This window comes from Streptomyces canus (assembly GCF_001514145.1).
Lineage (GTDB): Bacteria > Actinomycetota > Actinomycetes > Streptomycetales > Streptomycetaceae > Streptomyces > Streptomyces canus.
This window is the reverse complement of the sequence record NZ_KQ948670.1, coordinates 188,189-202,423: the sequence shown is the minus strand read 5'-3', so window position 1 is coordinate 202,423 and position 14,235 is coordinate 188,189. Positions and strand designations below refer to the sequence as shown.

13 protein-coding genes are annotated in these 14,235 nt (G+C 70.3%); 10 read left to right on the top strand and 3 right to left on the bottom strand.

The annotated features are described in order from the left end of the window. Position 1 precedes the first annotated feature (1 nt). Genes AQJ46_RS37770 through AQJ46_RS37755 form a run of 4 tightly spaced genes read left to right on the top strand, consistent with a single transcriptional unit; the run spans position 2 to position 3,654 of the window. Positions 2-409 carry an STAS domain-containing protein gene (locus AQJ46_RS37770; protein WP_059209957.1) on the top strand — a complete coding sequence of 136 codons (408 nt, stop codon included), beginning with the start codon at positions 2-4 and terminating at the stop codon, positions 407-409. Further along, positions 409-852 carry an ATP-binding protein gene (locus AQJ46_RS37765; protein ID WP_079072602.1) on the top strand — a complete coding sequence of 148 codons (444 nt, stop codon included), beginning with the start codon at positions 409-411 and terminating at the stop codon, positions 850-852. Before AQJ46_RS37770 ends, AQJ46_RS37765 begins: the two co-directional genes overlap by 1 nt. After that, on the top strand, positions 849-1,934 hold the full coding sequence (locus tag AQJ46_RS37760) for a SpoIIE family protein phosphatase (RefSeq protein ID WP_059209852.1): 1,086 nt from the start codon (positions 849-851) through the stop codon (positions 1,932-1,934). The genes AQJ46_RS37765 and AQJ46_RS37760 overlap by 4 nt, the downstream gene beginning before the upstream one ends. Further along, a complete protein-coding gene (locus tag AQJ46_RS37755) occupies positions 1,918-3,654 on the top strand; it encodes a PP2C family protein-serine/threonine phosphatase (RefSeq protein ID WP_059209851.1) in 1,737 nt (578 codons plus the stop codon). Before AQJ46_RS37760 ends, AQJ46_RS37755 begins: the two co-directional genes overlap by 17 nt. Positions 3,655-3,717: 63 nt before the next feature. On the opposite strand, the gene AQJ46_RS37750 is transcribed toward AQJ46_RS37755, so the two are convergent. Further along, positions 3,718-4,221, bottom strand: coding sequence for a MarR family winged helix-turn-helix transcriptional regulator (locus AQJ46_RS37750; protein ID WP_059209850.1), 504 nt, complete (start codon positions 4,219-4,221; stop codon positions 3,718-3,720). Positions 4,222-4,571: 350 nt separating this feature from the next. Here AQJ46_RS37750 and rph point away from each other — a divergent pair, with 350 nt between their 5' ends. Beyond that, positions 4,572-7,199, top strand: a complete 2,628-nt coding sequence (gene rph / locus AQJ46_RS37745) for a rifamycin-inactivating phosphotransferase (RefSeq protein ID WP_318656734.1) — start codon at positions 4,572-4,574, stop codon at positions 7,197-7,199. Here the strand turns inward: rph and denD are convergent. Beyond that, positions 7,166-8,182 carry a D-erythronate dehydrogenase gene (gene denD, locus AQJ46_RS37740; protein ID WP_059209848.1) on the bottom strand — a complete coding sequence of 339 codons (1,017 nt, stop codon included), beginning with the start codon at positions 8,180-8,182 and terminating at the stop codon, positions 7,166-7,168. The two genes, rph and denD, sit on opposite strands and share 34 nt — an antisense overlap. A 278-nt stretch (positions 8,183-8,460) precedes the next feature. On the opposite strand from denD, the gene AQJ46_RS56630 reads away from it, so the two are divergent. The 4 genes from AQJ46_RS56630 to AQJ46_RS37725 all read left to right on the top strand — a co-directional run bounded on the left by AQJ46_RS56630 (position 8,461) and on the right by AQJ46_RS37725 (position 12,475). Next, positions 8,461-9,744, top strand: coding sequence for a leucine-rich repeat domain-containing protein (locus AQJ46_RS56630; protein ID WP_208617042.1), 1,284 nt, complete (start codon positions 8,461-8,463; stop codon positions 9,742-9,744). Positions 9,745-9,864: 120 nt separating this feature from the next. Continuing rightward, positions 9,865-10,224 carry a hypothetical protein gene (locus AQJ46_RS56625; RefSeq protein ID WP_208617041.1) on the top strand — a complete coding sequence of 120 codons (360 nt, stop codon included), beginning with the start codon at positions 9,865-9,867 and terminating at the stop codon, positions 10,222-10,224. Between the two features lie 252 nt (positions 10,225-10,476). Beyond that, a complete protein-coding gene (locus AQJ46_RS37730) occupies positions 10,477-11,403 on the top strand; it encodes a hypothetical protein (RefSeq protein ID WP_059209847.1) in 927 nt (308 codons plus the stop codon). A gap of 424 nt (positions 11,404-11,827) precedes the next feature. Next, positions 11,828-12,475 (top strand): PucR family transcriptional regulator, encoded by a 648-nt coding sequence (locus AQJ46_RS37725; protein ID WP_159064102.1) that lies wholly within the window; start codon positions 11,828-11,830, stop codon positions 12,473-12,475. On the opposite strand, the gene AQJ46_RS52905 is transcribed toward AQJ46_RS37725, so the two are convergent. Beyond that, on the bottom strand, positions 12,467-13,195 hold the full coding sequence (locus AQJ46_RS52905; RefSeq protein WP_059209845.1) for an SDR family oxidoreductase: 729 nt from the start codon (positions 13,193-13,195) through the stop codon (positions 12,467-12,469). The genes AQJ46_RS37725 and AQJ46_RS52905 overlap by 9 nt on opposite strands. Before the next feature lie 100 nt (positions 13,196-13,295). Here AQJ46_RS52905 and AQJ46_RS37715 point away from each other — a divergent pair, with 100 nt between their 5' ends. Next, a complete protein-coding gene (locus AQJ46_RS37715; RefSeq protein ID WP_059209844.1) occupies positions 13,296-13,742 on the top strand; it encodes an NUDIX domain-containing protein in 447 nt (148 codons plus the stop codon). Positions 13,743-14,235: the final 493 nt, after the last annotated feature.

Genomic DNA, 14,235 nt, shown 5'->3' with positions numbered 1-14,235 from the left:
CATGCATCCCGGCCCGGGCCCCGTACCGGTACTCGCGCTGGGAGACGTCCTGCTGGTCACCCTGCAGGGAGAGCTGCACGACGGGGCGGCCGAACAGCTCCAGCACGACATCTCCCGGCGCATCGCGTCCAGTCCGGTGCCCGTGACCGGTGTGGTCATCGACCTCTCCGGGGTGGAGATCATCGACTCCTTCCTCGGCCGCGTCCTGGCCGAGATCGCCGCGAGCGCCCGCCTGCTGGCCGCGCGCACCATACTGGCCGGCATGCGTCCGGCGGTGGCCATCACCCTGGTCGAACTGGGTCTCACCCTGCCCGGCCTGAGCACCGCCCTGAACGTCGAGAAGGCCCTGTCCCTGCTGGGCCGCGCCTCCTCGGCGGCTCCGACCGCTCACCTGGAAGAGGGTGCATGATGCATGCCCCCATCACCTCGACCACGCGTCTGCCCATCGGCTCGGACGCCGACCTGGCCTGGGTACGGCAGCAAGTGCGCCAGGCCGCTGCCGACCTCGGCTTCAATCTGGTCCAGCAGACGAAACTGGTGACGGCCGCCAGCGAACTGGCCCGCAACGCCCTCGTGCACGGCGGCGGCGGGCACATGGAGATGACGGTGCTGGCAGAGGGCGCCCACCGCGGACTGCGGCTGTCCTTCGTCGACGCGGGCCCCGGCATCCGGGACGTCGAGCTCGCCATGACCGACGGTTACACCACCGGCGGCGGCCTGGGCATGGGGCTGAGCGGGGCCAAGCGGCTCGTCAAGGAGTTCACCCTCGACACTCGCCCCGGCCAGGGCACCACCGTCACCATCGTCGACTGGGTCTCCGGCCTGCCCGCGCCCCGCACAGGTGCGCCTTGAGCAGGGTGTGGGACATCCCGGTGCAGGACAGCACCCGGGTCCGGGACGTACGCGTCGCCGCCGAAGCCGCCTGCGCCGACGCGGGGCTGGACGCGCATTCCACGGCGGTCGCGGCGCTGGTGGCCACCGAGTTGGGCACCAACCTCGTCAAGCACGCCGGCGGTGGCCACGTCCTCATCAATCTGGCCGCCCCCTCCGACACGAGCGCCGAGGACGTGCCCTGCGTGCAGATCGCCTCACTCGATCACGGACCGGGCATCGACAACGTCCCGGCAGCGATGCGGGACGGTCACACGACCGCCCCTTCCTCCCTGGGGGCGGGCCTGGGCACCTGCCGACGTGTCTCCAGCGAGTTCGACCTGCACAGCCAACCGGGTCGGGGCACCGTCGCGGTGGCACGCATCGCCCCGGCCCGGGCGCCCGGCGGCCCTCAACCCCGGGAGATCCTCTCGCGTACGGGCACCCGGGCCGGAGGGATCACCACCTCCCTCGCCCATGCCGAGCACTCCGGAGACGCCTTCAGCCGGGTGCGCTCCGGGCCACGCGTCACGCTGATGCTCGTGGACGGGCTCGGCCACGGGGAGAAGGCGGCCGAGGCGTCCACCGCCGCCGTGGAAGAACTGCGCCGGTGCGCCGATCTGCCGCCGGCCGAAATCCTGCGGCACCTGCACGCAGCGCTGCGGGCCACGCGAGGCGCGGCCGTCGGCGTCGCACAGCTGGACGAGGACAGCGACCGGCTCTCGTTCGCCGGTGTCGGCAACATCGGCGCCAGGCTGCGCACCGACGGCGCGTGGCGGCCCCTCATCTCCCACCCGGGCATCGTCGGCGCCCACTTCCCCGCCACCGTGCCCCTGACCGCGACCGACTGGGCGCCGGACAGTCTGCTCGTCCTGCACAGCGACGGACTCCCCAGCCGCTGGGCGCCTCCCAACGACCCCCGACTCGTCGTGCACGACCCGGCGGTGGTGGCCGCGGTCGTCCTCAGGGACGCCGGCAGCGCTGCCCGCCCCTTGCGCGACGACGCCAGTGTGGCCGTACTGACTCCTGCTCCCCGGACGGACCCGCATGACCGTATCCCCTGACGTCTGGAACATCGCGTCCGTCGCCGACGCCGCCCGGGCCCGCGCCGCCGTCGACCGCATCGCCACGGACGCCGGGGCACCGACGCTGGAACGAGCCCGCCTCCTGACCGCGCTGACGGCGCGGCTGCGCCGCTGCCTCGGCCGGGGCGGAGAGTGGGAACTCCTGCTCCACGTCCAGCAGTCCGCCGGGCAGACCGGTCGACTCGAGGCTTCGCTGAGCCCGGTGGGCCATTGCGGGCCTGGCCCACTGGACGAAGCGCCCTCACTGACCTGCTCTCTGCCTCACCAGCCCGCCCAGGACGGTGCGAGCGTCGCCACCTCGCTGCCGGAGGCCCTGCTGCGCGCCGACGAGAACACCGCGGCGGTGCTGAACCTCCTCGACGAGCAGGAAAGCCTGGTCCGGCTGCACCGGGAGGAGCTCCACCAGACCAACCAGGGCGTTCTGGCGCTCCATGCCGACCTGGAGGCCGCGGCACGCGCGCAGCGCGACCTGCTGGAAGCCGAGCGGACCGCGCGCGCCGAGGCGGAACGGGCCCGGCGCCTGCTGACCTTTCTCGGTGACGCCAGCGCCGCCATCACGTCGTCGCTCAGCCATACGGCCATCCTGCACCGCCTCTCGGACATACTGGTGCCGGACTACGCGGAGCATCTGGACGTCTGGCTCTTCGACGAGGAGGAGTACGCGGACCACGAGGACGACCGCGCACCCCACGTCCGGGAGCACTCGGCGGCCGCCGTCGCCGCCGCCCGCACGGGCCGTCCCCAGCACGCCGCGGCCCATCCCGGTGCCCTGCCCGGCGTCGACGACCTCCCGCCCTCGGCCCTGTCCCCCCAGCGGCCGCTGCTGGCCATCCCGCTCGTCGCACAACGCCTGCTGGGCGTCCTCACCCTCACCGCCCCCGGCCCCCGCTTCGACGAGGACACCTCCGTCATGCTGGTCGAACTCGCCCGTCGCGTCGGCGTCGCCCTGGACCACGCCCACCGTTACCAGCAGTCCCGCAACACCGCCGAAGCCCTGCAGCGCGCCCAGCTCACCGAGTTGCCCACGCCGCCCGGCCTGCTGCTCGCCGCGCGCTACCTGCCCGCCACGTGGGGCATGAACATCGGCGGCGACTGGTACGACGCCTTCCTCCAGCCCGACGGCAGCCTGCTGGCCGTCATAGGGGATGTCACCGGCCACGGACTGCACGCCGCTGTCGTCATGGGGCAGTTGCGCACGGCCCTGCGCGCCTACGCCGTCGAGAACGCCACCCCCGGCGAGATCCTCACGCGCCTGCACCGCATGCTCGGCCACCTGCAGCCGGACCTGTACGCCACCGCCCTGATCGCCCGCTTCCGGCCGGGCGAACCGGAAGTGGTCTGGGCGTCGGCCGGCCATCCGCCCGCCGTCGTGCGCGCCGCCGACGGCACCGTACGGGTCCTGGACGCCAAACCCGGCGTGATGCTCGGCATCCCGCTGCACTACGTGTACACGGATCAGCGGGCCGACCTGCCCGCCGGTTCCTCCCTGGTCCTGTACACCGACGGCCTGGTCGAACGCCGGGGGCAGGGTATCGACCCCGGCATCGGGCGTCTGAGCCACGCCCTCGCGGCGCTGAACACACCGGAGTTGGAACAGGACCTGGACGCCGCCGCCGACGCCCTGCTCAAGCCTCTCCTGCGCGACTCCGAACGGGACGACGACGTCTGTCTGTTGCTGTGCCACACCGTGGCCCTTTAACGGACACGAGGTCACCGCCGCGGGCCGCGACGACCGGACCGACCGCCGGGGCTGACCGTCCGCTCAGCGTTCGGGGCCGTCGATGTCCCTGCCGGTATCGCCCTGTGCGGTCAGAAAAGCCCGCAGGCCGCCGCCCAGCGCCGCCCGCTCGCCCGGTTCCATCGCCGCGAGCACCACGGCAAGGGCCTCGGATCTGCGCGCGGCGACTTCGCTGAGGATCTGCCGGCCGCGGCCCGTGAGAACGAGCTGCACCTCACGTCGCCGGTGCGGATGCAGCAGCCGCTCCAGCAGGCCGGCCGCCTCCAGCCGATCGCACAACCGACTGGCAGTCGGCGGCCCTATGTCCATGCTCTCCGCCAGCGTGGTGAGATTGAGCCCCGGTTCCGACTCGAGCACCCGAAGAGCTCTCAGTTGGTGCGGCGACAGCCTCAGACTCGCCCCCTGGGCCGCCACCGACCACACGTTCGTGAGACCGTCCACGGCATCGGCGATCTCCAGCGCGACGGAGAGTGGGTCAACACCCGGTCCGCTCGACCGGCCGTCCCCCGAGCCACTGAGACGAGTCACCCACGCATCGCTTTCAGTAATCGCCTGGCCATGCAGATACCGCCCTCATTCAAACGCGGTACCCGATGAGTCGTCGAGCAAGCACATGGTCGCTCCTCAACCAAACCCGGGCGCCACTGGCGGCGATCACATCAGGGTGCTCGGCCACGGGAAATGGCAAAGGCAAGGAGAGAACTCTCCTTGCCGCTCTCAAGTTATAGCGCGCAGGGGGGCTTGCGGCAAGACCCGGGTCACCGCGCACAATCGTCGGCCGAGGCCACAACCTGCGGAAATGGGGAAACGACTTGTTGTCGACCAACTCGTCGACGGGGAACGCAAACGGGGACGGTACCGCGAGGAGCGAGCGGTACGTGCTGGATCTTCAGGAGATTGACGAGAGTCAGATCGCCGTAGTCGGCGGCAAGGGCGCGCACCTGGGCGCCCTGTCCCGGATCGAGGGCATCCGCGTACCGGCGGGCTTTTGCGTGACGACGGACGCCTTCCGGCGAGTCGTGGCGCAGACGCCGTCGATCGACGATCGGCTGGATCAGCTGTCGCGGGTGAACGCGGACGACCAGGAGGCGATCCGCACACTGAGCGCGGAGATCCGCCGGACCATCGAAGAGATCGCCATCCCGGGCGATCTCGCGGCGGCGATCACTCAAGCGCTCGCCCGGTCCGGCGAGCGGGCCGCCTACGCCGTGCGATCCAGCGCCACGGCGGAGGACCTGCCGACGGCCTCCTTCGCCGGCCAGCAGGACACGTACCTGAACGTCGTGGGAGCGACGGCGATCCTGCAGCACATCAGCCGGTGCTGGGCCTCACTGTTCACCGAACGGGCCGTGGTCTACCGCCGACGCAACGGCATCGACCACCGTACGGTCCACATGGCCGTGGTCGTGCAGCAGATGGTCTTCCCGCACGCGGCCGGCATCCTGTTCACGGCCGACCCGGTCACGGGCGACCGGACGGTCGCCACCGTGGACGCCGGTTTCGGCCTCGGCGAGGCCCTGGTCTCCGGTCTGGTGAACCCGGACGTCTTCAAGGTGCGGCACGGGGAAGTCGCGGCCAGGACGATCTCCGCCAAACAGCGTGCCGTTCACGCCCTGCCGTCCGGCGGCACTCAGGAAGTGGGGATCGACTCGCAGCGGCAGGAGCAGCCGGCGCTGACGGATGCGCAGGCGGTCCGGCTCGTGCAGCTCGGGCGGCGGATCGAAACGCACTTCGGCCGCCCGCAGGACATCGAATGGTGCCTGGCCGACGACGGTTTCCACATCGTGCAGAGCCGGCCGATCACCACGCTGTTCCCCGTCCCCGAGAGCGGCGACCAGGAGCACCACGTCTATGTCTCCGTCGGACATCAGCAGATGATGACCGACGCGATGAAGCCCCTGGGGCTCTCCATGTGGCGGCTGACGGCCATGGTGCCGATGCACGAGGCCGGCGGGAGGCTGTTCGTCGACGTCACCCGGCGTCTGGCCTCGCCCGCGAGCCGCGCCGGCCTGCTGGACCTCATGGGGAAGGGCGACCCGTTGGTCCGGGACGCGCTGGAGACCGTCCTCGACCGCGAGGACTTCGTCCCGTCGCTTCCGGACGCGTCTCCCGGCGCGCCGTCGGCCGCCGTCCCGCCTGCCTCGATCGCGACCGATCCGGCCGTAGTCACCGGACTGATCGAGCGCAGCCAGGAGTCCGTCGCCGCCCTCCGGCGTGACGTCCGGACCAAGACCGGCCCGGCGCTGTTCGACTTCCTGCTGGAGGCCTTCGAGGAGCACAAACGCGTCCTCGGTGATCCGCTGAACCTTCAGGTGATCATGGCGGGAATGGAGGCCACGTGGTGGCTCAACGAGAAGCTGGAGGAGTGGCTCGGCGAGAAGAACGCGGCTGACACGCTGACGCTGTCCGCCCCCGGCAACATCACGTCCGAGATGGGACTCGCGCTGCTCGACGTCGCGGACGCGATCCGCCCGCATCCGGAGGTGGTCGGGTTCCTGGAGGGCGTCGAGGACGACGGCTTCCTCGACGAGCCGGCGAAGCTGCCGGGCGGGACCGAAGCGCGCGATGCCATCGAGGCCTACCTCGACCGGTACGGCATGCGCTGCGTCGGCGAGATCGACATCACGAGGCCACGTTGGCGCGAGCGCCCCAGCACCCTCGTTCCCGTGATCCTCGACAACGTCAGGAACTTCGAACAGGGCGCGGCCCAGCGGCGTTTCGAGCAGGGGCGCCAGAAGGCGCAGCAGAAGGAACAGGACGTGCTGTCACGCCTGCGGACCCTGCCGGACGGGGAACGGAAGGCCGACGAGACCAAGGGCATGATCGAGCGGGTCCGCACCTTCATCGGATACCGGGAGTACCCGAAGTACGGCATCATCAGCCGCTACTTCGTCTACAAGCAGGCCCTGTTGGCGGAGGCCGAGCGCCTCGTTCAGGCGGGAGTGCTGGCCGACAAGGAGGACGTCTTCTACCTCACCTTCCAGGAGTTCCACGACGTCGTGCGCTCGAAGCAGCTGGATGACCAGCTCGTCCAGCAACGCAAGGACGCGTTCCGCTCGTACCAGGCGCTCACACCTCCCCGTGTTCTCACCTCGGACGGCGAGGCTCTCACCGGGGCGTACCGGCGCGACGACGTGCCGGCCGGCGCACTGGTCGGCCTGCCTGTCTCCACCGGGACGGTCGAGGGAAGGGCCCGCGTCATCCTCGACATCGCGGAGGCCGATCTCGAAGAGGGCGACATCCTGGTCACGACGTTCACGGATCCCAGCTGGTCGCCGCTGTTCGTCGGCATCGCGGGCCTGGTGACGGAGGTGGGCGGTCTGATGACCCATGGCGCGGTGATCGCCCGGGAGTACGGCTTGCCGGCCGTCGTGGGCGTGGAGCAGGCCACCCGCCGGATCCGGGACGGACAGCGGATCCGCGTGCACGGAACCGACGGGTACGTCGAGATCCTGGCACCGTCTGCCGCAGCTCAGTCCAACGGGGTGGCGACCGCGTCAGGGTGATCGGTGAGGTAGTCCTGGAGCACCGACAGGAAGCTCGGGTCGGGGCCGAGGCCCAGTGCGGCGGCGCGTTGGTCGGCGAAGACGGCCGGCCATGAGCCGACGATCGCTTCGACCGCCGGGTCGGGGGCGACCGTGACCCGGTCGGCGACGGTGTCACCGGCCACCTGTCGCAGGGTCGCGAGCATGTCGGCGACCGAGACGGTCAGGGCGGGCAGATTGACCGGCAGCGGGCCGTCCAGGCGGCCCGGCCCGCTGCCGCGTTCCGCCTCGGCGACGCGGAGGATCCCCGCAACGGTGCGCCGTGGGGAGGACAGGGCCACTTTCAGGCCGGGATCCACCGGGCAGACGGCGGGCACGCCCGCGAGCGGCTCGCGGACGATACCGGACAGGAAGCCGGAGGCGGCCGCGTTGGGCCTGCCCGGACGTACCGCCACCGTCATGAGCCGCACGACACGCCCGTCGACGAAGCCGCGGCGGGTGCAGTCCGCGATCAGGTGTTCGCACATCAGCTTCTGGGTGCCGTAACTCGACCGCGGTACCGGCACCGTCGTCTCGCTGACCGCCGGTGGCAGAGGCAGGGCCGGGTGGGAGCCGTAGACGGCGATACTGCTGGCGAACAGCATCCGCACCACCGGCCCGCCCTCCCGGGACTGCGCCCGCGCCGCCTCCAGCAGCGCGCGGGTGGCGTCGACGTTGGCACGCATCCCGAGATCGAAGTCGGCCTCGCACTCGGCCGATACCGCGGCGGCGAGATGGAACAGCACGTCCACCGGCTCGGCGAAGACCGTGTCCAGGTGGTCGAGCAGTTCCCCTCGCACCGCCTGCACCGGCGTCCCGGCACCCTGCGAGTCGTCGGGCCAGGCCACGCGGTCCACCAGCACCAGACGGCTGATCGGTTCACCGCCGAAGGCCTCTGCCCGCAACAAAGCGCCGACCAGCAGTCGTCCGAGGAACCCGGACGCACCTGTCACGACGATCCTCACCCGTTCACCCTCTCTCGTGATGCTGTAATACGTTACGACTGTGATCGACCACGACGCGGAGATCGAGCGAATACCGGACGGACCGCCGAGCAAGCTCGCGTTCCGTGCCCTGTGCGCCGCTCTCGTCCGTGCGGGCAGTCCTGCGGGCCTCGTCTCCCAATGCCACGAGCGGCTGGCTTCGTGGCCCGACCGGATGCGGGAGCACCGTGGTCCTGGCTCGCTGCTCTGGAGGCCGGTCACACGAAGTCGGCTTGGGGGTTTGTACGGTCCCTGGAACCATGGAGCACTCGGAGGAGCTGCGGTCGATCCAGGTCGGCGGTCTCACCGACATGGACGGCGTGTTGCTCACGAGACTCGCCGGCCGCGCCGCTCTCGCGCGGCTCGAGTCGCTGGACCTGGTGAGCGTTCGCGAGGACATGTGGCATTTCAAGAAGCCGCCGTTCCGACCGCCCGTTGGGCAGGCGTGGCGGCTGCGGCACGCGGGGCTGCGGGCACCCGACCTGGTCCACTTGATGCGCTCGGGGCTGGTTCCTGACCTGCGCTCCGCCGACGTGCTCGTGTGCGACCTCGGTGAGGCGAGGAATCTCGCAGACTGTGCGGAACTCGCCCGGCTGGAACGGCTGTCGATCGGGTTCGGTTGCGGGAAGAACGGACGCCAGCCGCTGTGGAAGCCGTACTTCGGCAACGTCATCGATCAGGACGACGAGGCGTGCGAGGCGTTCTTCGCGTGCGCCGATCTGGCGAGCCTGCGCAGTCTCACGGTGCGGGGCACGTCGATGGGACTCGGCCGGGAGGGGCTCGGTGCCCGCGGCATCGACGCCATGATCGGCAGCGGTGTACTGCGACAGCTGACCGAGCTGGCCCTCGAACTGCTGCCCGTCGGCGACGCGGCCATCTCGGCCGTACTCGAAAGCCTCGACCGCGGCCGCATCGAGAAGCTGAAGCTCGCCGATCTCGTCGCCACCGACATCACGGCCGCGGCCTTCGCAGCCGCCGGCGCCTTTCCACGCCTGCGCCACCTCGATGTGAGCCGTAATCACCTCGGCGCGAAGGGGGCCCAGCAGCTGGCCGCCGACGTGCGGATGCCCGTACTGGAGCACCTCGACCTGAGCAGACGGGAAAGCGGCTCGCCGTACTACGGGCGGCCGGAGGTCCAACCGGTCGGTGACGCGGGCGCCGCGGCCTGGGCTTCGTCCCCCAACGCCGGCACGCTGACCTGTCTGAACATGGCGGCCACCGGACTCACCGTGAACGGGCTGACCGCGTTGATGACGTCCGAACGGCTGCACAGGCTGGGCGGCCTCGACCTGGCGTGCAGTCCGGTCGGCAGCTGGCAGACCTGGACGACGCCCCCGTCTGGCGCACCCTGCGCACGGTCGACGCCGCCGACTGCGGGCTCGGCGACGAGGACGTCGAGGCCCTCGCAACCACCGTCTCGGCCCCATGTCTCCACAGCGTTTCCCTGGCCTACCACACCATCGGCCCACGCGGCGCGAGAGCGCTCGCCGCGTGGGCCGCCCTGCCTCAACTGCGGGAACCGAACCTGCGCGACAACGTCCTGACGGACGACGGGTGACCGCACCGGCCTCCTCCGGGGCAGCCCAGCGCCTGCTCGAACTCGACCTGGAACAGGACTCCGGAACGCCCACGCGCGCGGAAAGCCGACACAGTCGGCCGCGCTGTTGCTCGACCGTGCGGCGTTCCCCAGCCTCGACGCCGTCTTCCTCGGCATCGTCGACGAGTACCACGGCGCGCGGTACTCCAGCGGATTCCCCTCCCCCAGCCGGCTGGAGCTCGCGTCGACCCCCACCACCCGGCCCGAACTGGCCGCGTTCCTCACCCACCTCGACATGGAGCAACTCGACGACGACGAGGACGACGCCGACACCGGCGGCTCGGACGACGAACGCGCCGGGTACGACTTCCGGACCGAACGTGCCGTACGGCACGCCGAGTTCATCGCCGTGGCCGAAGACTTCGCCCGCAGCATGAGCGAGGGCGACATCGGTTGGCCCCCGCCACTCACGTCGGACGCTTCCTGAACGTGCCCGCACCCTGTCGTGGCCGTATGCGGATATCAGGGCAGAACTCGCAAGCCAGGACGCCGCCGTGTGCCGAACTCGTGAAAGATTGACGGGAGTTGTGAAGAGCGACAAGAATGCGGCTCGCTCGCTGTCACTCAAGTGAGCGAAGTGACGCGAGTGGCCCAGGCGCGGGTGCATTCCCATTCTCCGCCTACGGCGGCTGCTCGCGTCCTGCCACCTCCCACACTCACGAATCCGCCAGGACATATCTTGACGCGCCTTTCACGTTCCAGAACGTCGGCCGCTGTTGCCGCAACCGCCTTCATCGCCACTGCCACTCCCCTGTTCGGGGCCGCTGCCGCCAGTGCCACACCCGCGGGCGGCTGCCAGACGGCCACGGTTCAGTACCGCCTCGTCGACGCCGCCGGAAAGCCGGTCGATGCCGACTGGACCTCACAGGGCGGCTTCCACCAGTGGTCCACCGCCCCTGGCACCGTCGAGGTGCGGCTGGCTCCGGGACAGACGGTCGGCGACGGCTGCAAGTACCCGGTCTCACTGGCCGAATACACCACCGAGGGCCCCAACTGGTACACCTCCGGTCTCCAGACCCTCACCGACCACGCCACGGTCTATCTCGGCGCCGAGGACCTCCCCGGCGCCGACGACGCCAAGCGGACCTGGCAGAAGCTCACGGTGAAGACGCCGGACTGCTACGGGCAGATCGACCTGTACGGCGACGACGTCATCTACGACGGCGGGTCGGGCGAGGGCCATGGTCCCGCGCCCTACCAGCCCGACAACGTCGTCACGCCCTACCACCTGATCGCGGCGTGGAACGGTGGCGACAAGTCGTGCACCCCCGAGCAGCCGAACTCCCCCACTCCCCCGGCCTCCCCGTCCACACCGGACAGCCCGAGCAGCCCGCCCGCCAGCCAGCCGCCCGCGGACCAGACGACTCCACCCGCCACGCCCACGACCCCGCCCCCCAGCTCCTCCACTCCGCCCACCACCCCGGACGTCCCTCCGCTGGAGTCGACGCCCCCCACCTCCCCGGCGCCCTCGCCCAGCGACAGCACCCCGCCGCTGGCCGAGACCGGTTCCAGCGCACCGGTCGGCCTGATAGCCGGCGGCGCGGCCGCGGTGATCGCCCTCGGGGCGGCCGCCCTCTACGGCACCCGCCGCACCCGGCGCTCCTGACCAGGACCGCAGCCGGCACCGCCACGCGGTGAGACATCCGGCAGTTTCGCCCCAGGCACTGGACACACCCGGTCGGCCGGGACATGGGCCTGGGGCGAAGCGTTTTCGCTGGGAAGACCGCCCCCGCCAACCCGTCACCGGAGAGCTCATGCCAGCGGTGCGCGCTTCGGCGAGGTCCAGGCTGGGCATGCCGAAGAGCCAGGCGGAGTAGATCCAGGCGCAAGACCCCGCAGGACGGCCGGCACCTGCTCGTCGGCGATCCGGCCGAGCTTGCGCGGCCGGCTCGGTGGAGGACAGGTCGGCCAGTGTCGGACGGAGTCCGAGTTCGCGGCGCACGTGACGGCGATGCCCTCGGCCAGTTCCGGAGAGAAGAAGGTGCTCGACGCGAGCGAACCTGCTGGTCGATGAGGTTCAGGTAGTCGTGATGAAGGATCAAAGCGACGTCAGTGCCGCGAAAGTCGACAACTCGCCGCTCGGGCGCCGGATGCGATCCATTTCGAGCCGACGACCCCGCCTTGTCTGCGGTCGGCTCGGCGACTACTGGGTCGCTCTCTGGCCGATCGGTGAAGGGGCACAGGACATAGCCGCGACCCTCACGCAGGGCGCGATCGGCTCTCACGTTCACGCGGTTGTGGCCCCGGCCGGCGGTTCGGAAGACCTGGCCAGGGCGTTCCGGATGGCACGCGGCGCGCTTGAACTAGGCGGCTCCCAGGCTCCGCTGGGTCGCACCATCGAGGACCTGGGGTGGTGGGCCTGTTGCTCCAGCTGGAGGACCAGAGGGCCGTCGCCGAGCTTCAGTGATCGCGTGCTGGGTGCACTGCGCCAGAGCGATCTCGAGCGCTCGACGGACCTGATCCTCACCCTGCGAACCTACTTGGCCCATGATTGCCGCGCCGACGTGTCCGCTCAGAAGCTCTTTGTTCACAAGAACACGATTTCCCAGCGGCTTCGGCGTATCGAGAAGCTGACAGGACTCTCTCTCACAAGTCCTTCGGACGTCTTGCAGTTCAGTGCCGCCTTGGCGGCAGACGACATCCGGTCAGCATCGGCTCCGTCGGCGATGTCAGAGTGAGGCCCCGGCGCACTGGACGAGTTGCTGTCCGGTGATCGCTCCGCCGTCCGGGCCGAGGAGGAACGAGGTCAGGCCGGCGACCTCGTCGGGAGAGACGAACCGACCGAGTGGCGGGTGTGCCGGGGGCGTGCGGGCGCGGCCGGGGTCGGACAGCATCGGCGTGTCCGTCGGGCTGGGCGCGATCACGTTGACCACGACCACGGACGCCACCTTCAGGGCATCGGCCAGACGGCGCAGGGCGACCCGGGCGCGTGCCTCGGTGTCCGGAGACTTCCTGGCCTTGCCCGTTGGCCACCGCGACGGAGGGCGTGTGGTGCGGGCGCGGACGATCCGCTCGACGGCCGGCGTCGACAGGCCCTGCTCCGTCATCTCGCAGTCGTCCAGCGTGAACCACTCGGTTTCCCGTGCGAAGGCCTCCGTGCCGATCCGGACCTTGCGGGTGGTGCCCTCGCTGTTCAGCCGGATGCCATGGACGTACCAGCGGTCGATCAAGGTATCCCGGTCCACCGGCACCGACATCCCGAGCACCGGCTCGAGGCCGTCCTCATCCCACGTGGGCTCCACCGCCTGGTCCAGGTGCACGCGCAGCCCATGGTGCTGGAACTGGATGTCCACGACCGAGCCGATCGGCGCTCCTTCGGGCTGGGCGAACTCGAAGTCGGCCTGAGGGGCCCGGTTGCGGAGCCAGTGGGCGGCCGCGGACTTGACGTTCCCCGTCAAGTACTTGGGTTCAGTTGGGCCGGCTGACCAGGGCCAGTCTGTCTCTTCGATCTTCGGAGATCTCTCGTGATCGAGGTGGTGTAGCCCCTACGCTCCGGGAATGCGGGAGTTGACGTTGCGTATCCGGGTGGCTGCCTACGTCCTGCGCCGGCGCGCGGGACGGCCGGTGGAGTTGCTCGTGTTCGACCACGACGCGGACCTGCCGCCCGGCACGCACGTCCCGGCGGGGGGTGTGGCTCCGCAGGAGCCACTGGAAGAGGCAGTGTTGCGGGAAGTCACGGAGGAATGCGGGCTGACATGCGTTCGGGTGCTGCGCCCCCTCGCGGAGGAGCACACCCCGCACCCGATCCGCCACTTCCCCCGCCACACCACCTTCTTCGAACTAGAGGTGGACGGCGACGCAGTTGTTCCGGATGCGTGGGACCACCACGTGACGGGCGCGGGACGCGACAACGGCATGACGTTCCACTGCCGCTTTGAGCCGCTACCCCTGGCCTTCCCTTTGGCGGATGGCCAGGACGCCTGGCTGGATCGTCTGGAAGCATAAGTAGGCGGTGTGCGTGTCGCTTCTCTGACCTGCTCCGTCACCGGCGCAAACCGGTCCCGGGCGAACGAAGTGGCGTTGGACGCCGACGTGAAACGGCTTTCTGCCGCATGAACGCGGCATGCCGGTTCCCGCAGCCAGGACTGCGGGAACCGGCACCGAATCCGGCAGAGGCACCCTGTACGCGCTGTGCGCGCAGCCCCGCTACGGCTACGGAGCCGGGGAGCCGAGCGGTGCTCGGGATCAGGTGCGGCTGTCGGTGAGGTCTGCCAGGAGTGCCGTGATGCCGCGGTCGGCGGAGGCGACCATGGCGAGATTTGGCAACTCTCGTGTTGCCTGAGATCGGTCGGTTAGTAGAGACCGGAGATCCGTGGGAGCCGTACCGGCTACTCGATCCTTCGGGTGAGCGCATCGAGCCGACTGCGGTGTACTTCGCAAATACGGCGAGCTCACTGATCACCTGGGGCACGAGCCCGGTGATCAGTGAGCTCGCCCT